At 68.4% G+C, this 19,124-nt stretch carries 16 protein-coding genes; 13 read left to right on the top strand and 3 right to left on the bottom strand.

Features of this window, described 5'->3' with window-relative positions; translation table 11 throughout:
* Nucleotides 1–66: 66 nt before the first annotated feature.
* Nucleotides 67–507 (bottom strand): hypothetical protein, encoded by a 441-nt coding sequence (locus tag ACQZ13_RS17435; RefSeq protein ID WP_431053265.1) that lies wholly within the window; start codon nucleotides 505–507, stop codon nucleotides 67–69.
* Nucleotides 508–887: 380 nt separating this feature from the next.
* Between ACQZ13_RS17435 and ACQZ13_RS17430 the strand changes: the two genes are divergently transcribed.
* Nucleotides 888–1,106: a hypothetical protein gene (locus tag ACQZ13_RS17430; protein WP_331616236.1), complete on the top strand. Its 219-nt coding sequence runs from the start codon at nucleotides 888–890 to the stop codon at nucleotides 1,104–1,106.
* 3 nt (nucleotides 1,107–1,109) lie between these two features.
* Here the strand turns inward: ACQZ13_RS17430 and ACQZ13_RS17425 are convergent, their stop codons facing one another.
* Nucleotides 1,110–2,804 (bottom strand): vWA domain-containing protein, encoded by a 1,695-nt coding sequence (locus tag ACQZ13_RS17425; protein ID WP_431046600.1) that lies wholly within the window; start codon nucleotides 2,802–2,804, stop codon nucleotides 1,110–1,112.
* A 288-nt stretch (nucleotides 2,805–3,092) separates the two neighbouring features.
* Between ACQZ13_RS17425 and ACQZ13_RS17420 the strand changes: the two genes are divergently transcribed.
* Both ACQZ13_RS17420 and ACQZ13_RS17415 read left to right on the top strand, forming a co-directional pair.
* Nucleotides 3,093–3,257, top strand: coding sequence for a hypothetical protein (locus tag ACQZ13_RS17420; RefSeq protein ID WP_297530647.1), 165 nt, complete (start codon nucleotides 3,093–3,095; stop codon nucleotides 3,255–3,257).
* A gap of 131 nt (nucleotides 3,258–3,388) precedes the next feature.
* A complete protein-coding gene (locus tag ACQZ13_RS17415) occupies nucleotides 3,389–5,095 on the top strand; it encodes an NAD(P)/FAD-dependent oxidoreductase (protein WP_431046598.1) in 1,707 nt (568 codons plus the stop codon).
* A gap of 195 nt (nucleotides 5,096–5,290) precedes the next feature.
* Here the strand turns inward: ACQZ13_RS17415 and ACQZ13_RS17410 are convergent, their stop codons facing one another.
* Entirely contained in the window at nucleotides 5,291–6,466 is a 1,176-nt protein-coding gene (locus ACQZ13_RS17410; RefSeq protein ID WP_431046596.1) for a lytic polysaccharide monooxygenase, read from the bottom strand.
* A gap of 227 nt (nucleotides 6,467–6,693) precedes the next feature.
* Between ACQZ13_RS17410 and ACQZ13_RS17405 the strand changes: the two genes are divergently transcribed.
* The 10 genes from ACQZ13_RS17405 (at nucleotide 6,694) to trpA (ending at nucleotide 19,086) form a co-directional block, all read left to right on the top strand.
* A complete protein-coding gene (locus ACQZ13_RS17405; RefSeq protein ID WP_431046594.1) occupies nucleotides 6,694–7,650 on the top strand; it encodes a LysR family transcriptional regulator in 957 nt (318 codons plus the stop codon).
* A 48-nt stretch (nucleotides 7,651–7,698) separates the two neighbouring features.
* On the top strand, nucleotides 7,699–9,141 hold the full coding sequence (gene leuC, locus ACQZ13_RS17400; protein WP_431046592.1) for a 3-isopropylmalate dehydratase large subunit: 1,443 nt from the start codon (nucleotides 7,699–7,701) through the stop codon (nucleotides 9,139–9,141).
* Between the two features lie 17 nt (nucleotides 9,142–9,158).
* Nucleotides 9,159–9,809, top strand: coding sequence for a 3-isopropylmalate dehydratase small subunit (gene leuD, locus ACQZ13_RS17395; protein WP_431046590.1), 651 nt, complete (start codon nucleotides 9,159–9,161; stop codon nucleotides 9,807–9,809).
* A gap of 7 nt (nucleotides 9,810–9,816) precedes the next feature.
* Nucleotides 9,817–10,950, top strand: a complete 1,134-nt coding sequence (gene leuB / locus ACQZ13_RS17390) for a 3-isopropylmalate dehydrogenase (protein WP_431046588.1) — start codon at nucleotides 9,817–9,819, stop codon at nucleotides 10,948–10,950.
* A 132-nt stretch (nucleotides 10,951–11,082) separates the two neighbouring features.
* Nucleotides 11,083–12,213 carry an aspartate-semialdehyde dehydrogenase gene (gene asd / locus ACQZ13_RS17385; RefSeq protein WP_431046586.1) on the top strand — a complete coding sequence of 377 codons (1,131 nt, stop codon included), beginning with the start codon at nucleotides 11,083–11,085 and terminating at the stop codon, nucleotides 12,211–12,213.
* A 392-nt stretch (nucleotides 12,214–12,605) separates the two neighbouring features.
* Nucleotides 12,606–15,281 carry a FimV/HubP family polar landmark protein gene (locus ACQZ13_RS17380; protein ID WP_431046584.1) on the top strand — a complete coding sequence of 892 codons (2,676 nt, stop codon included), beginning with the start codon at nucleotides 12,606–12,608 and terminating at the stop codon, nucleotides 15,279–15,281.
* 129 nt (nucleotides 15,282–15,410) lie between these two features.
* A complete protein-coding gene (gene truA / locus ACQZ13_RS17375) occupies nucleotides 15,411–16,193 on the top strand; it encodes a tRNA pseudouridine(38-40) synthase TruA (protein WP_431046582.1) in 783 nt (260 codons plus the stop codon).
* Between the two features lie 55 nt (nucleotides 16,194–16,248).
* Nucleotides 16,249–16,884 (top strand): phosphoribosylanthranilate isomerase, encoded by a 636-nt coding sequence (locus tag ACQZ13_RS17370; RefSeq protein WP_431046580.1) that lies wholly within the window; start codon nucleotides 16,249–16,251, stop codon nucleotides 16,882–16,884.
* Between the two features lie 88 nt (nucleotides 16,885–16,972).
* Nucleotides 16,973–18,292: a tryptophan synthase subunit beta gene (gene trpB / locus ACQZ13_RS17365; RefSeq protein ID WP_431046578.1), complete on the top strand. Its 1,320-nt coding sequence runs from the start codon at nucleotides 16,973–16,975 to the stop codon at nucleotides 18,290–18,292.
* The gene (gene trpA, locus ACQZ13_RS17360) at nucleotides 18,289–19,086 is read left to right on the top strand and encodes a tryptophan synthase subunit alpha (RefSeq protein ID WP_431046576.1); all 798 of its coding nucleotides are present in this window, start codon (nucleotides 18,289–18,291) and stop codon (nucleotides 19,084–19,086) included. The genes trpB and trpA overlap by 4 nt, the downstream gene beginning before the upstream one ends.
* The last annotated feature ends 38 nt before the right edge of the window (nucleotides 19,087–19,124 follow it).

Genomic DNA, 19,124 nt, shown 5'->3' with positions numbered 1-19,124 from the left:
GAAATGCCGACGCGGCGTGTCGAAAATCCCGCTATTCCGGATGTCGGGGCAGATGGGCAAGTGTTCTCACTTCAGCTTGTGATCCTCGCGCTTGGCCTCCTGCATGGCCTCGGGTTCGAGTTCCTCGGCGGAGCGGTTCAGGTGGATGAACAGGCCCCAGCCGGTGAGCAGCGCGCCGACCGCGAAGACCATGGCCGCGGCGTGCAGCAGCAGCGTCGAATCCGAATGCGCCGCGCGGAAGGTCGCCACCAGCGCTTCGATCGCGAGCGCGACCACGATGACGACCATGAACCGCGACAGGAAACGGCGCACGCGTGTCGGGGCGCTGATGTGGGCGGTCCGGATGACTTCCTCTTCGGTGATCGTCTGCGCGATCTGCAGCGCCACCACCGCGGCGGCGAGCACGCCCATCGCCTCGATGACCAGTTGCGCCGCCTCGTCGTTCCAGTCGAGGTGGAGCGCCATCCAGGCCTCCTTCGCCGCGATCGCCAGGAGCAGCAGCGCCATCGCCGTGAACAGCAGCGCCAGTGCGCCATGCACCACCGAGAAGCCTCGCAGGAGCAACGGGACGGTGTCCTCGTCGGAAGGTGTCGGCTCGCGATCGGGGGAGGGGGCTGCTGGCTTCATCCAGTCACAGTAGGCGACGTGGGCGGCGAAGTCTGTAGGAAGGGCCGCCGTGCCGTTGACGGACGGGCGGCGAAGCGAACAGCGATCGGAGCAGCCCCGAGAGGGGGAAGTGACAAGGGAAGGAGGATTCGAAGGTGAATCCTCCCGCATACTATTCATCGGTCGGCGTGGCGAAACGGTAGACGCACTGCCACAGCAGTCCCCGTCAGGGGTGCAGGTTTCGACACCTGCTGCCGACCCTCACAAGAAGGAATTGCGCAGTGAAGACGATCGACGAGATGTTGAACCTGGACCTGATCACGGTGGCGCAGCACCAGGAGATCGATGCGTGGATCGCGAGAGCCAGCTCGCCCGAGGAGATCCTGCAGATGCCGGCCGAGCTCTGGCAGGCCGTCGAGCGCGCCAGCGAAGCGATGGGCGTCGATGTCGACCTGATGCGCCCGCCGGCGTTGGACGCCGGCGGCCACGCGGTCGAATAAGCCTCAACGCTTCAGGCTGGCCGACAGCTCGGCCAGTCTGGCGAACTCCGCGCGATGGCCGTACCGGTCCTCGCCGCGCGCACCGCGGGCGAGCGGCACGAACTGCTCCGGACCGTAGTCCCCGATCAGCGTGCTGCCCCGCAACCACTGACCCCAGGCAGCCACCGCCACCGCGAACCGCGTGTCGGCATCCTGTGCGGCCAGTGCGGGCATCGTCGCCGGTTTCATGACCGGCAACTCCACCAACTGGCTCGTCTCCTGGCCCGGCGGCTTGTAGCGCAGCTTGATCCACGCCAGCTCACCGCTCTTGCCGACGCGCGGGGACTCCTTCGCCGCCTTGTCCTCGCTGCCGTAGCGCAACGGATCGACGCTGCCCTTCGCGCCTGTCGGCACGAACTCGTACAGCGCGGTGACCTGGTGGCCGGCGCCGATGTCGCCCGCGTCCACCTTGTCGTTGTTGAAGTCCTCGCGCTTGAGCGCATGCAACTCGTAGCCGATGAGTCGGTACTCCTGCACCGTCGCCGGGTTGAACTCGACCTGCAGCTTCAGGTCCTGCGCGATCGTCGCCAGCGTCGAGGTCATCTCGTTGACCAGCACCTTGTGCGCTTCCTGCAGCGAGTCCAGGTAGTGGTAGCTGCCGTTGCCGGTGTCGGCCAGCTTCTTCATCAGCGCTTCGTTGAAGTTGGACTGGCCCACGCCCAGGGCGGTCAAGGTGACGCCGCTCTTACGTTCGCCCTCGATCATCTTCTTGAGCGACTCCTGGTTCGTCTCGCCGACGTTGAGGTCACCGTCGGTGGCCAGCAGCACGCGGTTGATGCCTTCCGGGATGAAGGACTCGCGCGCCTGCGCATAGGCGAGCTTCAGGCCGCCTTCGCCGTAGGTGCCGCCGCCGGCGCGCAACTGGTCGATCGCGTCGTTGATGGCCGTCTTCCGATCGCCGGGCGTCGGCGGGAGCGCGACGCGCGTGCCGCTGGCGTAGGTCACCACGCTCACCCGGTCCACCGGGCGCAGCTGTCCGGTCAGCAGCTTCAGCGCCGACTTCACCAGCGGCAGCCGGTCCTCGGGGCCCATGGAGCCCGAGATGTCGACCAGTAACACCAGGTTCGCCGGCGGCAGGCTCGCCTTCGCGATGTCCTGGCCCTTGATGGCGATCCGGATCAGGCCGCGCTCGGCGTTCCAGGGCGAGGCCAGCACCTGCGCGCGGACCTTGAACGGATCGCGCTCGCCGGCCTCGGGGCCGGGGGCGTCGAAGCCGAAGTAGTTGACCAGCTCCTCGACGCGCACGGCATCCTGCGGCGGCAGCTGGCCGCGGTTGATGAAGCGTCGGACGTTGGCGTAGCTGCCGGTGTCGACGCTGGCGCTGAAGGTGGAGACCGGCTGTTCGGTGGCGCGCTGCCAGGGGTTGTCGGAAAAGGCGGTGTACTTGGCCGTCGATGCCGGCGGCGGCACCGGCATCGCCCGTGGCGCGTAGGACGAGGTGTTGATCGCCACGCGCTGTTCCTTCGCCATGGCGGCCGCGGCTGGGGCCTGGCCGGAGACGACCGGCGCCGGCGCGGGGGCGGGCAGGGTGGGGGCGGACGCCGGTTCCGGCAGTCGGGTGCCTTGGTGCTGGGCCAGTGTGGAGCAGCCGACGAGCGTGGCCACCGCGGCCGTCAGCAGGACGGCCTGCGCGATCGCGGATCGGGACGGAAATGACATGGTTTCTCCCTCTGTGGTGCGGCCGGCGGGCGCTTCGGACGCCGTCCTGGCCGAATGCGGATCATCGTCGCAACGACCCGCTCGACGGTCAACGGACCCGATGGGGGATGGTTGACAGCCCACGTCCCCGCGGAGGGGGAACGCGGGAACCCCTCCGGCGCGTGTAAACTCCCGCCCTTCACCGTATTTCCGACGCTGCTCCAGGCAACCGGTCGCTCCTTCGGGGTCCGAGGCCGGCGAGTCTGTGACTTCGGGCAGGTGTTTTTCAGTTCATTTACCGGAGCCAACATGGGCAACAAGATCATCACGGAAGCCGACCGCAAGGCCGCCCCCCGTCCCGTCGCGCCGAAGGGCGTGACCGTGACCTCGCATCGTGGTCAGAAGAGCAGCCTCGAGCGCGGTTCGCACACCCGCTCGAAGAAGAACCCGGGCAAGCGTCCGCACTCGGGTTGAGGTCGCGGGGAGTTCCTCCCCATCGATCCGACAACAGGCCCATGCCCTCCGGCGGGGCCTGTTTTGTTTTCAGCGAGGCTCATGGCCTGAACCCATGACCTGATCCTCGCGCCGCTGCCCGATCAATCGCCATGATCCGCATCAACGAACTCCGCCTGCCCCTCAACCACCCTGAGGAGGCGCTGCGCCCCGCCGTCGTCGAACGGCTCGGCATCGCCGACGCGCAGCTCACCGCCTTCACCGTCTTCAAGCGCAGCTACGACGCCCGCAAGAAGACCGCGATGGTGCTGATCTACGCCATCGACTGCGAAATCGATGGAGGCGACGCCGCCGCCGAAGCCGCGCTGCTCCAGCGCCACGCCGGCGACTCGCACATCAAGCCTTCGCCCGACACCGACTACCAGTTCGCCGGTCATGCGCCGGCCGACTTCTATGCCGCCAGCGGCACCGACGCCGGCGAGCGCCCGCGTCCCATCGTCATCGGCTTCGGTCCCTGCGGCCTCTTCGCCGCGCTGATCCTGGCGCAGATGGGCCTGCGGCCCATCGTGCTCGAACGCGGCAAGCAGGTCCGCGAACGCACCAAGGACACCTGGGGCCTGTGGCGCGAAAGCGTGCTCGACCCCGAATCGAACGTGCAGTTCGGCGAAGGCGGCGCCGGCACCTTCTCCGACGGCAAGCTCTACAGCCAGATCTCCGATCCGCGCTTTCTCACGCGCAAGGTCCTGACCGAGTTCGTCAAGGCCGGCGCGCCCGAGGAGATCCTCTTCGTCAGCAAGCCGCACATCGGCACCTTCCGCCTGGTGAGCATGATCATCAAGATGCGGGCGGACATCGAGAGCCTGGGCGGCGAGATCCGCTTCCAGCAGAAGGTCACCGACCTGCTCATCGAGCCCGGCGCCGACGGCCAGCAGCATGTGCGCGGCGTGACGCTCGCCTCGGGCGAGCAGCTGCGCGCGGATCACGTCGTCATCGCGCTGGGCCACAGCGCGCGCGACACCTTCACGATGCTCCATGAACGCGGCGTCCACATGGAGGCCAAGCCGTTCTCCATCGGCTACCGCATCGAGCATCCGCAGTCGATCATCGACAAGGCCCGCTTCGGCCCGAACGCCGGTCATCCCATCCTCGGCGCGGCGGACTACAAGCTGGTCCACCACGCGGGCAACGGCCGCTCGGTCTACAGCTTCTGCATGTGCCCCGGCGGCACCGTGGTCGCGGCGACCTCCGAGCCGAACCGCGTCGTCACCAACGGCATGAGCCAATACTCCCGTGCCGAGCGCAACGCGAATGCGGGCATCGTCGTCGGCATCACGCCTGAGGACTATCGCCAGGACGGCAAGAAGGACGGCAGCACCGTCAATCCGCTGGACGGCTTCGCCTTCCAGCGCTTCTGGGAGTCGCGTGCCTACGAGCTCGGCGAAGGCGACTACCTGGCGCCGGCCGCGCTGGTGGGGGACTTCATCAAGCGCCAGCGCAGCACGGCGCTGGGCAGCGTCGAGCCGAGCTACAAGCCCGGCGTCACGATGACCGACCTGCAGCAGAAGGGCAACGGCAGCCTGCCGAAGTACGCGCTTGAAGCGATCCGCGAGGCGCTGCCCGCCTTCGAGCGCCAGATCCGCGGTTTCGCGATGAACGATGCGGTGCTGACGGGCGTCGAGACGCGCACGTCCTCGCCGCTGCGCATCACGCGCGGCAAGGACTACCAGAGCCTCAACGTCCGCGGCCTGTACCCGGCCGGCGAGGGCGCCGGCTACGCCGGCGGGATCATGTCCGCCGGCGTCGACGGCATCGAGGTGGCGGAGGCGGTGGGCAAGTCGCTGCTGGGGCTCAAGGACTGACCCCGACTTCCTGACGCGCCATCCGTCGCGCCGCAGTCCACGACCTCACCCGCACGCCCACCCGCACGCCCACCCGTGCACCATGCCGCATCGCGGCAGAGGGTGCCGGGGGCACCGGGGAGGAATGCGGAGCATGCGACGCGATTGACGACACGGTGCCCCCGGCACCCTCTGCCGGTGCTCGGTGGTGGCAGTTCAGATTGCCTGCCAGAGCGTTGCGGACACCGCCGGATTCCAGCCTGCGCCGGCCCAGGCCGTGTGCGCTTGCAGGCAGCGGTACTGCTTGCCCTGGTAGCTGACGATCTGTCCTGCCGTGTAGCTTGCGCCTTCACTCCACGTGGTCGCACCCGGCGGCGTGGTCGGAGGTGTCGTCGGCGGCGTCGGCAGGATCACATCCAGCGCGTAGCTTGCGCCCGAGTTGGCGTTCTGCAGATAGACGTCCATCACCGTCGCGCCGCCCGGCACGACGACGCTGCCGCCTTGCAGGGTGCCGACCTTCACGTAGCCCGAGGTCTGGTTGACCTTGGTCGCGAGCTGCCCCAGCCACGCGGCCTTGGTGGTCGCGGCGGTCAGCGACACGGGGATCGTCTCCAGGTCGTTGCCCGCGCTGTTGAACACGCGCAGCTTCACCTGGCTGCCCGAGGGCAGGTCCTGCGCCGCCGAGACCTGGCCGATCTGCTTCAGCCCCGAAGGCGTGCCCGGAGGCGTCGTGCCGCCGCCGAAGTCCACGTCCGAGCAGGCGTAGAACGCCTCGGTGCTGTCCGCCCGCTGCCAGGCCGAGAACAGCACGTGCTTGCCGGTGCGACGCGGCAGGCTCAGCTTCATCGTGTAGGTCTTGCCCGATGCCGCGGTGACGATCTGGTCCGGGCCGAGCTGCTGGACCTGCTCCAGGTCCGACCAGCGCAGCGGCGAGGTCGTGGGGTTCCAACCGTCACGCGTCAGGAAGAAGGTCCAGTTCAGCGAGCGGTGCGGCGCGGTTGCGTTGTAGCGGTACTCGTACTTGCCGTCCGCGCCCGGCGAGTAGGCCGTGCTCGGCCAGTCCCCGCGCGCCAGGTCGAAGCCCTTGAATTTTTCCTGCCCGCCGGCGCAGATCTTCAGGTCGGGCACCACCGCCTTGTGGTTGCCGTTGGCGGCGGCCTGATTGACGCCGTTCCAGTCGTAGATCGCCTGCTCCCCGCCGAACGCGATCGCGGCCTGACAGGCCGGCAGCGACGGGTTCTTGTAGCAGTTGTACTGGCGCGAGATCGGGAACTCCGGCGCGCCGTGCGCGAACGCGGCGCTGGGCGTCAGCGCGGTACCGAGGGTGGCGAGGACGGCGGTCGAGAGCGTGGCCAGCGCGGCAGCGCCAGCGGATCGGGCTCGGACATTCATGCAGGTCTCCTGAAAGTGGTGTTGAGGTGCTTCAGATGGGATGGGCCCGACATCGCACCAAAGCAGTACCACCATAGGACCTGCGAAATACCAAAACAAGCCGAACAACGGTAACGACGGTCGCTGAAGATTTTCCAGCTTTCGTTTCAGGCGAAGGGATTATCATGAACGACCGCAGTCTTGCTCTCTGAGCGAAGGCTACAGTTCAACCCAGCTGCCGCCACACCATGCGCCTCGACCTCACCACCTTGAATCTCGTGCTGGCGATCGAACAGACTCGATCCATCACCCGCGGGGCCGAGCGCGAGCATCTGGCACTGGCCGCCGCCAGCAAGCGGATCTCGGATCTGGAGACGCGACTCGGCGTGCAGCTGTTCGAGCGCCGCGCCCGCGGCGTCGAGCCCACCGAGGCCTGTCGCGCGCTGGTCCGCCACATCCGTTCGCTGCATGCCTCGCTGCATGCGCTGGAGAGCGAGGTCGTCGAGTTCGCCCGTGGCATCAAGGGCCACCTGCGCATCGCCGCCAACGCCGGCGCGATCGCCGAAGCGCTGCCGCCCGACCTGGCCGCGTTCTCGCAGGCCCATCCGCAGATCCGCATCAGCCTCGAAGACCAGACCAGCGCCGAGGTGCAGGCCGCCGTCGCCGAAGGCCGCGCCGATGTGGGCGTCTTCACCACTCCGCTGCTGGACAACCGGCTTCAGACCTGGTCCTACCGCACCGGCCGACTCGCCGTGCTGGTGCCGGCGGCGCATGAGCTCGCCGGGCGCGAGTCGGTCAGCTTCGACGACCTGCTCGATCACGACCTCGTCGGCCTGCACGGCGGCGCCGCGGCGCAGGAACTCATGATGCAGGAAGCCATGACCCGCGGCCGCACGCTCAAGGCGCGGCTGCAGGTGCGCGGCTTCGACGCGATCGCGCAGCTGGTCGAGGCCGGCCTGGGCGTGGCCGTGCTGCCCGACGCGCCGTCGCGCCGCTTCGCCCAGGTCTTCGACGTCAAGCGCCTGACCCTGGATGAAGCCTGGGCCCAGCGCGACTATGTTCTGGGTGTGGCCCGCCAGGAGCGCCTGCCGACCGTCGTCCAGCGTTTCGTCGACGCGCTGTGCCCGGCCGCGAAGGAGGCGGGCGCCACGTCCCCGAATCCCTCGAATTCATCGAATCCCGTTTCCAAGGCCGGCTCGAAGTGAGCCGCACCAAGACAGCCATCTTTCCCTGAAGTGATGGAGAGCCATCCCATGACCGCCAACATCTCCAACGCCCACGCCGGTTCGCCGCGCACGCTCTACGACAAGCTCTGGGACGAGCACGTGGTGCACACCGAGGAAGACGGCACGTCCGTCCTCTACATCGACCGCCACCTCGTCCACGAGGTCACCAGCCCGCAGGCCTTCGAAGGTCTGGACCTGGCCGGCCGCAAGGTCTGGCGCCTGTCGGCCAACCTGGCCGTCAGCGACCACAACGTGCCCACCACCGACCGCAGCCAGGGCATCGCCGATCCGGTCTCGCGCCTGCAGGTCGACACGCTGGACAAGAACTGCGACCGCTTCGGCATCACGCAGTTCAAGATGAACGACAAGCGCCAGGGCATCGTCCACGTGATCGGGCCGGAGCAGGGCGCCACGCTGCCCGGCATGACCGTCGTCTGCGGCGACAGCCACACCTCCACGCACGGCGCCTTCGGCGCGCTGGCGCACGGCATCGGCACTTCCGAGGTCGAGCACGTGCTGGCCACGCAGACGCTGCTCGCGAAGAAGGCCAAGAACCTGCTGATCAAGGTCGAGGGTCAGGTCATGCCTGGCGTCGGCGCCAAGGACATCGTGCTGGCGATCATCGGCCGCATCGGCACCGCCGGCGGCACCGGCTACACGATCGAGTTCGCCGGCAGCGCCATCCGCGCGCTGTCGATGGAAGGCCGCATGACCGTCTGCAACATGGCGATCGAGGCGGGTGCGCGCGCCGGTCTGATCGCCGTCGACGAGACGACGCTTCAGTACGTCAAGGGCCGTCCGTTCACGCCGTCCGGCGTCGAATGGGACCAGGCCGTCCAGTACTGGCGCACGCTGCACACCGACGCCGGCGCGAAGTTCGACGCGGTCGTCGAGCTCGATGCCGCGCAGATCCGCCCGCAGGTCACCTGGGGCACCTCGCCCGAGATGGTCCTGTCCATCGACGATCGCGTGCCCGATCCCGACAAGGAGAAGGACGCCGTCAAGCGCGGCGCCATCGAGCGCGCGCTGCAGTACATGGCGCTGGAGCCCAACAAGGCGATCAACGACATCCGCATCGACAAGGTGTTCATCGGCAGCTGCACCAACAGCCGCATCGAGGACATGCGCGAGGCCGCGGCCGTCGTGAAGCGCCTGGGCGGCCGCGTCGCCGGCAACGTCAAGCTGGCGATGGTAGTGCCGGGCTCCGGCCTGGTGAAGGCGCAGGCCGAGGCTGAGGGCCTGGACCAGATCTTCAAGGCTGCGGGCTTCGAATGGCGCGAGCCCGGCTGCTCGATGTGCCTGGCGATGAACGCCGACCGGCTGGAGCCGGGCGAGCGCTGCGCCTCCACCAGCAACCGCAATTTCGAGGGCCGGCAGGGCGCCGGCGGTCGCACCCACCTGGTGAGCCCCGCGATGGCCGCCGCCGCCGCGATGGAAGGCCACTTCGTCGACGTGCGTCGCATCGCCTGAAGATCGAGGAACGAGACATGGACAAGTTCACCGTGCACAAGGGCCTCGTGGCCCCGATGGATCGCGAGAACGTCGATACCGACGCGATCATCCCCAAGCAATTCCTGAAGTCGATCAAGCGCAGCGGCTTCGGCCCGAATCTCTTCGACGAGTGGCGCTACCTCGATCACGGCGAGCCGGGTCAGGATCCGGCCAGCCGCAAGCCGAATCCGGATTTCGTGCTGAACCAGCCGCGGTACCAGGGCGCTTCGATCCTGATCGCGCGCAGCAACTTCGGCTGCGGCTCCAGCCGTGAGCACGCGCCCTGGGCGCTGCAGCAGTACGGCTTCCGCGCGCTGATCGCGCCGAGCTTCGCCGACATCTTCTTCAACAACACCTTCAAGAACGGCGTGCTGCCGATCGTGTTGCCGGAGAGCCAGGTCGCGCGCCTGTTCGACGAGGTCTTCGCCTTCCCCGGCTACCAGCTGACGGTGGACCTGGAGCGCCAGGTCGTCGTCAAGGCCGACGGCGAGGAGCTGCCTTTCGACGTGCAGCCGTTCCGCAAGTACTGCCTGCTCAACGGCTTCGACGACATCGCGCTGACGCTGCGTCACGCCGACAAGATCAAGGCCTTCGAAGCCGAACGCATCGCCACCAAGCCGTGGCTCAACAACCGAATTACTCGCTGAGGACCTTATGAAGATCGCAGTCCTGCCCGGTGACGGCATCGGCACCGAAATCGTCGCGGAGGCCGTCAAGGTCCTGAACGTGCTCGAACTCCCGTTCGAGCTCGAGACCGCGCCCGTCGGCGGCGCCGCCTACGAGGCCTCCGGCCATCCGCTGCCCGAGGCCACGCTCAAGCTCGCGCAGGACGCGGACGCGGTGCTGTTCGGCGCCGTCGGCGACTGGAAGTACGACAAGCTCGAACGCGCGCTGCGCCCCGAGCAGGCCATCCTCGGCCTGCGCAAGGCGCTCGGCCTGTTCGCCAACTTCCGCCCCGCGATCTGCTACGAGCAGCTCACCCACGCGTCGAGCCTCAAGCCCGAGCTGGTCGCCGGTCTGGACATCCTGATCATCCGCGAGCTCACCGGCGACATCTACTTCGGCCAGCCGCGCGGCCGTCGCACCGCCGTCGACGGCCACTTCCCCGGCAGCGAGGAAGCCTTCGACACGATGCGCTACTCGCGCCCCGAGATCGAGCGCATCGCTCACGTCGCCTTCCAGGCCGCGCGCAAGCGCAACAAGAAGGTGACCTCGGTCGACAAGGCCAACGTGCTGGAGACCTTCCAGTTCTGGAAGGACGTCGTCACCGAGGTCCACAAGGACTACCCGGACGTCGAGCTCGACCACATGTACGTCGACAACGCCGCCATGCAGCTGGTCAAGGCGCCCAAGAAGTTCGACGTCGTCGTCACCGGCAACATGTTCGGCGACATCCTGTCGGACGAGGCGGCGATGCTGACCGGCTCCATCGGCATGCTGCCCAGCGCCTCGTTGGACAAGAACAACAAGGGCCTCTACGAACCCAGCCACGGCAGCGCGCCGGACATCGCCGGCAAGGGAATCGCCAATCCGCTGGCTACAATCCTTTCCGCTGCCATGATGCTCAAGTTCTCCCTCAACCAGCCCGAAGCCGCCGCTCGCATCGAGTCGGCGGTTCAAGCCGTGCTGGCCCAGGGTCTGCGTACCGCGGACATCTGGAGCGAGGGCACCCAGAAGGTGAGCACCCGCGAGATGGGTGATGCCGTCGTCGCCGCCATTTCTGCCGTTGCTTCGGGCAAAGGCATGGGCGCGACCACCATGACCACGACCAAAACCATCAAGAGCTAGTCCGCTCCGGTTCGTCTCGCCCCACCTCACACACCCGGCGAAGCGAGCCGGGCAGGCTCCCAGGGTGTGTGACGGTGTTTGGGCGATGCCCGGCCAGCAGTGCCGGGCCTTTCAATGAACGAAGGTACGCAAATGACGACATTGGTTGGTTTGGTGGGATGGCGCGGCATGGTCGGCTCGGTGCTGATGGACCGCATGGCGCAGGAGCGCGATTTCGATCTGATCGAGCCGCTGTTCTTCAGCACCTCGAACGCCGGCGGCACGGCCCCGTCGTTCGCGAAGAACGAGACGGCGCTGCAGAACGCGTTCGACCTCGAGCAGCTCAAGCGCTGCGAGATCATCATCACCTGCCAGGGCGGCGACTACACCGCCGAGGTCTATCCCAAGCTGCGCGCCGCGGGCTGGAACGGCCACTGGATCGACGCCGCCTCCACGCTGCGCATGGCCGACAACGCCGTGATCGTGCTGGACCCGGTCAACATGCCGGTGATCAAGAACGCGCTGGCCAAGGGCGGCCGCGACTGGGTCGGCGGCAACTGCACCGTCAGCTGCATGCTGATGGGCGTGGGCGCGCTGTACAAGGCCGGCCTGGTCGAGTGGATGTCCACGCAGACTTACCAGGCCGCGTCGGGCGGCGGCGCGCAGCACATGCGCGAACTGCTGACCCAGTACGGCACGTTGAACGCGGAAGTGAAGGCGCTGCTGGACGACCCCAAGAGCGCCATCCTGGAGATCGACCGCAAGGTCATCGCCAAGCAGCGTTCGCTGTCGGCCGACGAGATCGCCAACTTCGGCGTGCCGCTGGGCGGCTCGCTGATCCCCTGGATCGACAAGGACCTGGGCAACGGCACCTCCAAGGAAGAGTGGAAGGGCATGGCCGAGACCAACAAGATCCTCGGCCAGGGCGAGGGCTTCGGCACCGCCGCCGTTCCCGTCGACGGCTTCTGCGTGCGTGTGGGCGCGATGCGCTGCCACTCGCAGGCCCTGACCCTGAAGCTGCGCAAGGACGTGCCGCTGGACGAGATCGAAGCCATGATCGCCGCGGACAACGAGTGGGTGAAGGTCGTGCCCAACATCCGCGAGGCCACGATCAAGGACCTGACCCCGGTCGCCGTCACCGGCACCATGACCATCCCGGTCGGTCGCATCCGCAAGCTGGCCATGGGGCCGGAATATGTGGGCGCGTTCACCGTCGGTGACCAGTTGCTGTGGGGCGCGGCGGAACCGCTGCGCCGGATGCTGCGCATCCTGCTGGATCGCTGATCAGCCCGAGGCCGGTCTTCGCCGGTCGTCGTCGGCGGGATGCCGGCTGGCGTCCGGCACAACGAAAGCGGTGGCGCTGCCACCGCTTTTTTTCATCCTGATTAGGGATTGCCAGGAGGGCGTCGCGTTGCCTTCAAGCGACAAGCCCGTAACGACCTGTGAATCAACGCTAGCTCATCGATGTTATTCATGAGCTACCTCAGCAACGATGCGTATATGCTTGCCACCGTTGTGATTTTCTACCGCGGGAATGGCTGGGAGCCTGCCCGGGCGCATCAGTCGCACAACAACAATACGTCAGACAGGCGGTCCTTTGGATGGGCCGCCTTGTTGCTTTGGGGGACGCCTTGAAAAAACATGCGAGCGCATATGCGCGATTTGCGCTGAGCCAGGTGGCCGCGGTCACCGTGTTGGGACTGGCGGCGGGTTCCGCCTACGGCCTGGGGCTTGGGAAACTGACGGTGCAATCCGCGCTCGGCGAAACGCTGCGCGCGGAAATCGACGTCAGCAGTCTCACGCCGGAGGAGGCCAGCTCGCTCAAGCTGCGCGTCGCGCCGCCTGAGTCCTACCGGGCTTCCGGTCTGGACTACAACGCGGTGCTGGCCAGCACGCAGGTGCAACTGGCCCGTCGCGCCGACGGCCGGCCGTATCTGCGCCTGACCAGCGACCGCTCGGTCCAGGAGCCGTTCGTCGACGTCATCCTCGAGGTGAACTGGTCGACCGGCCGCCTGACCCGCGAGTTCACGCTGCTGTTCGATCCGCCGAGCAACAACGTCGCCCGTTCGAGCGAACCGACCACCTCGCCGGTGATCTCGGCGCCCGCGTCGACCGCGCCGGTCGTCGCGCCGACGCCGCCGGTGGCCCGCACGCAGGCGCCGGTCTCCTCCGCGCCCGCCACGCCGGTGAGCCAGCCTCCCGCGCCGGCCACGGCCCGCGCCCCACGTCCGGCCCCGTCGCCCTCGGCGGCCCCGGCCACGCCCGGCTCCGAATACACCGTCCAACCCGGCGACACGCTGTCGCGCATCGCGGGTCGCACCCAGCCGTCCGGCGTCTCGCTGGACCAGATGCTGGTCGGCCTGTACCGCAGCAACCCCGACGCGTTCATCAGCCAGAACATGAACCGGCTGAAGTCGGGCGCCGTCCTGTCGGTGCCGGGCAGCGAGTCGGTCCAGTCGATCACGCCGCAGGAAGCGCGCCGCGTCATCCAGGCGCAGAGCAGCGATTTCGGCGGCTACCGCCAGCGCCTGGCCGAAGGCGCGCCGGCCCTGAAGGCCGACGAGAACAGCCGCCAGGCCAAGGGCTCCGTGCAGGCGGCCGTCGAGGACCGCAAGCCCGCCGTCTCGACCGCGCCGGACAAGCTGACGCTGAGCAAGCCCAGCGGCGTCGCCGGCGCCGAGTCCAAGGTGTCCAAGGACACCGAGAAGAAGGATTCCGCCGCCAGAGTCGCCGAGCTGACGCGCAACGTCGAAGAGCTGAAGAAGCTGTCGAGCGCCGCCTCGAAGCCGGCCGCGCCGACGACCGCGGCTGCACCGACCCCCGCGCCGACGCCTGCTCCCGCCCCGACGCCTGCTCCGGCGCCCGCACCCGCTCCGGCAGTGGTGCCGCCGGTGACCGTGGCCGCGAACGTGCCGTCGGCGTCTGAAGCGCCTGCCGCTTCCGCGCCGGCCTCGGCCGCCGTGGCCGAAGCGCCGGCCTCGGTGCCGGTCGCCGCTTCGGCGCCGCGCGCCGTGCCCGCGCCGAAGCCCGCGCCCGAAGAGCCGGGCTTCCTCGACTCGCTGAGCGACTACCTGCCCGCGCTGGTGGCCGCCCTGGCCGTGATCGCCGGCGGTATCGGCTACAACCGCTGGCGCGCGCGCCGCGATGCGGCCTCGCGCTCGGAAACGGCCTTCGCTGAAAGCCGCCTGGCGCCGGACTCGTTCTTCGGTCACAGCGGCGGCCAACGCGTCGACACGCGCGACGCGTCGACGACCGGCCAGTCGTCGATGAGCTACTCGCTGAGCCAGCTGGACGCGATCGGTGACGTCGATCCGGTCGCCGAAGCCGACGTCTACCTGGCCTACGGCCGCGACCTGCAGGCCGAGGAAATCCTGAAGGAAGCGCTGCGCGCCAATCCGGAACGCCTGGCCATCCGCCTGAAGCTGCTCGAGGTCTACGGCAAGCGCCGCGACATCAAGGGCTTCGAGCAACTGGCCGTGCAGCTGTACGCCGAGACGAAGGGGCAGGGCGAGGACTGGGCCAAGGTCCAGGAACTCGGTCGCCAGGCCGATCCGGAGAATCCGCTGTACCAGCCCGGCGGCGCGCCGGTCATGTTCGAGAACGACGACGAGCGCCCCGAGCCGATGAACGCGAGCACGCTGCCCGCGACCGGTCTGGCCCATCCGGGCAGCGGCGCGCTGGCCCGCGCCGCGGCGACGGCGGCGGCCGGTGCCGCGATCGCCGCCGCCCCGCGCGACAGCGGTCCGTCCAGCCTGATGGATCTGGACCTCGACCTGGACCTGGGCTCCGTCCCGGCACCGGCGCCGGCGATGGCCGCCACGCAGGCGCTGCCGTCGGCCGCCAGCCAGGCACCGATGAACATGGACCTGGACCTGAGCGCACCGACCGCCGCCAGTGCTCGTGAACTCGAGTTCGACCTCGGCGATCTGGACGACCTGGGCGGCAGCACGCCGGCCTCGGCCCCTGCGCAGGATTCGTCCTCGCTGGACTTCGACCTGTCGAGCATCGACCTGGATCTGCCGACCGATGCCCCGGCCGGCCGCGACGAGCGCACCATCGGCAAGGTGAACGAGATCGACGACGTCACCTCGGTCGACCTGCCGGATCTGGACGCGCTGCCCGACGCCAAGCCGACGACGCGCGACACGATGAGCCTGGACGACCTGGGCGTCGACCTCGACAGCATCGACCCGAACGACGACGAAGCGCTGCAGCGTCAGCTGGAGCTGGCCGAAGAGTTCCGCCAGATCGGCGACACCGAAGGCGCCCGCGACGTGCTGCAGGAACTGGTCGGCAAGGCCGACGGCCCGATGCGCGCCCGCGCGCAGCAGATGCTGGACCAGCTTCGCTGACCGGTCCCGTGAGCCAGCTTCGTTAAACTGCGAGGCGGTTCATGACAAGGCGCTCGGCCTGGCCGGGCGCCTTTTCTTTTTGGCCTTCACTTCGAGGCCTTCACCTTCCCCTGAGATCCGGAGACCGGCATGCGCGTGGCGCTGGGCGTGAGTTACCGCGGCGAGGCCTACAAGGGCTGGCAGAGCCAGCCTGGCGGCGGCACCGTCCAGGACGCGCTCGAATCGGCGCTGGCGCAGTTCATCGCGCAGCCGGTCCGCACGATCTGCGCCGGCCGCACCGACACCGGCGTCCACGGTCTGAACCAGGTCGTCCACTTCGACTCGCCGGTGGAGCGCGAGGTGTTCTCGTGGGTCCGCGGCGTCAACCGCTACCTGCCGCGCGACATCGCGGTCCAGTGGGCGGCGTTCCCCGGCGAGGACTTCCACGCCCGCAACCTGGCGCGCGGCCGGCGCTACTGGTACCTGCTGCTGGAGTCCAACGTGCGGCCCTCCATCCAGGCCGGCGGCGTGGGCTGGACCTTCCGGCCGCTGGACGGCGACGCGATGCGTGACGCGGCCTCGCGGCTGGTCGGCGAGCACGACTTCAGCTCCTTCCGTTCGGCCGAATGCCAGGCGGCTTCGCCGGTGAAGATCCTGCGCGGCATCGAGATCCACAAGCGCGGGCCGTACTGGCGCTTCGAGTTCGACGGCGTCGCCTTCCTGCACCACATGATCCGCAACATCATGGGTTGCCTGATCGCCGTGGGTGCCGGGCAAAGACCGCCGTCGTGGATGGACGAGGTGCTCGCGGCCCGCTCGCGCGACGCTGCGGCGCCGACCTTCCCGCCGGACGGGCTGTACTTCGTCGGCCCGAGCTACGACGATCACCTGAACCTGCCGCGCCACACGGCGCCGATGGATTGGCTGCCCTGAGCGGCCGATCCGGACATCGATGAGCCCTGTGACCCCCATGAGCCCCCTCAGCCCCATGAGCCGAACCCGCATCAAGATCTGCGGCCTGACCCGCGAAGCCGATGTCGACGTCGCCGTCGAGGCCGGCGCCGACGCGATCGGGCTGGTCTTCTACGAGAAGAGCCCGCGCGCCGTCACCGTCGAACGCGCCGCCGAACTGGCGCGGCGTCTGCCGCCGTTCGTGACGCCGGTGGGGCTGTTCGTCAACGCGTCGCCCGAGGCGATCCAGGCCGCGCTGACTGCGATCCCGAACCTCACGTTCCAGTTTCACGGGGACGAAACGCCCGAGGACTGCGATCGCTGGGCGCGCCCCTATCTGCGCGCGGCTCGGATCGCCCCGGCCTTCGATTTGCTAGACTTCGCGTCTCGGTTCTCCCACGCCCAGGCCGTGCTGCTCGATGCTTTCGTCGACGGCTACGGTGGCGGCGGAAAGGTCTTCGATTGGTCACTGCTGCCTCCAAGCGTTCCCTCTCCGGTCGTTTTGTCTGGTGGGTTGAGTGCAGCCAACGTGATCGATGGCGTGCTGAAGGTGCGGCCCTGGGCCGTTGACGTCAGCTCCGGCGTGGAGGCCTCGAAGGGCCTCAAGGACGCCGGCAAGATCCGCCAGTTCTGCGATGCCGTGCGCGAGGCCGACCGCCTGAAGTCGGCTTGAATCCCTGCTTGCGGTCGCTGCCAGCGATGGCTGCGATCCCTGCAAGCGCTGCGGATTCACGCACGGGCATCCTCATTGAGGACCCCTCATGTCCAAGACCATTTCTTCTGCGATTCCCTTCGTCACGGGCCCGCTCGCGGGTTACGCGCAGCCCGATGCGAGAGGCCGTTTCGGCCCTGTCTCCACGGACAACGCCCACGGCTACTACGGCGGCCGCTTCGTCGCCGAGACGCTGATCCACGCGCTCGACGAACTCGACGAGGCCTACGCCCGCTATAGCCAGGACCCGGAGTTCATCCGCGAGTTCCAGTACGAGCTGGCGCACTTCGTCGGCCGTCCGAGCCCGATCTATCACGCCAGGAGATTGAGCAGCGAGCTCGGCGGCGCGCAGATCTTCCTCAAGCGCGAGGACCTGAACCACACCGGCGCGCACAAGGTCAACAACACCATCGGCCAGGCGCTGCTGGCCCGCCGCATGGGCAAGAAGCGCGTCATCGCCGAGACCGGCGCCGGCCAGCACGGCGTCGCCACCGCGACGATCTGCGCCCGCTACGGCATGGAATGCGTGGTGTACATGGGCTCCGAGGACGTGAAGCGCCAGTCGCCCAACGTCTACCGGATGAACCTGCTCGGTGCGCGCGTCGTGCCCGTGGAGTCCGGCTCGAAGACGCTGAAGGACGCGCTCAACGAAGCGATGCGCGACTGGGTCACCAACATCGAGTCGACCTTCTACATCATCGGCACCGTGGCCGGCCCGCACCCGTATCCGATGATGGTCCGCGACTTCCAGCGCGTCATCGGCGACGAGTGCCTCGTGCAGATGCCCGAGATGACCGGCAGACAGCCCGACGCCGTCATCGCCTGCGTCGGTGGGGGCAGCAACGCGATCGGGATCTTTTACCCGTACATCCCGCATGCTGACGTGCGCCTGATCGGCGTCGAAGCCGCGGGGCAGGGCGTCGACACGCCCAAGCACGCGGCCACGCTGACCGCCGGTTCGCCCGGCGTGCTGCACGGCAACCGCACCTACCTGCTGCAGGACGACGCGGGTCAGATCATCGAGACCCATTCGATCTCCGCCGGCCTGGACTACCCCGGCGTCGGCCCGGAGCACGCCTACCTGAAGGACATCGGTCGCGCCGAATACGTCGGTGCCACCGACGCCGAAGCGCTCGCCGCCTTCCACCGGCTGTGCCGCACCGAGGGCATCATCCCCGCGCTCGAATCCAGCCATGCGCTGGCGCATGCGATCAAGCTCGCGCCGACGATGCGTCCCGACCAGCACCTGCTGGTCAACCTGTCCGGCCGCGGCGACAAGGACATCGGCACCGTCGCCGACCTGTCGGGCGCCGCGTACTTCGACCGGCCTTCGATGGCCGGCCACGCCGTGAAGGGAGGTGCGCAATGAGCCGCATCCAAGCCACCTTCGCCCGACTGGGTGCCGAAGGCCGCAAGGCGCTGATCCCCTACGTCACCGCCGGCGATCCGTACGCGGACGTGACCGTCGAACTGATGCTCGCGATGGCGAAGGCCGGCGCCGACGTGATCGAGCTGGGCGTGCCGTTCTCCGATCCGATGGCCGACGGCCCCGTGATCCAGAAGGCCAGCGAACGCGCGCTGGCCAAGGGCATCACGCTGACCCATGTGCTGGAGATCGTCCGCGAGTTCCGGCGCCAGGACGACGCGACGCCGGTCGTGCTGATGGGCTACGCCAACCCGGTCGAGCGCTTCGGCCTGGAGCGCTTCGTCGCCGAGGCCAAGGCCGCCGGCGTGGACGGGGTGCTGATCGTCGACTACCCGCCCGAGGAGTCCGAGGCCTTCGCCGCCGCGCTGAAGGCGCAGGGGCTGGATCCGATCTTCCTGCTGGCGCCCACCTCGACCGACGAGCGCGTCGCCCGCATCGGGCAGCTCGCCAGCGGTTACGTCTACTACGTCTCCCTCAAGGGCGTGACCGGCGCCGGCCACCTGGACACCGGCGCTGTCGCCGACGCAATGCCCCGGCTGCGCCGACACGTGAGCATCCCGCTGGGGGTCGGTTTCGGCATCCGGGACGGGGCCACGGCCGCCGCCGTGGCGCGCCATGCGGACGCGGTGGTGATCGGTTCGGCCCTCGTCCAGCTGATCGAGTCCCAGACAAGGGATAATGTCGCGATCCAGGCGGCGGCCTTCATCCGAGACATCCGCGCCGCACTGGACGCCTGAACGGGGTCGACCGCGTCGAGTTCCCGTCCGGTCGTCCG

The organism is Roseateles sp. L2-2, from assembly GCF_050613215.1.
Taxonomy (GTDB): Bacteria; Pseudomonadota; Gammaproteobacteria; order Burkholderiales; family Burkholderiaceae_C; genus Roseateles; species Roseateles noduli.
This window is presented reverse-complemented; position numbering and strand designations above follow the sequence as displayed.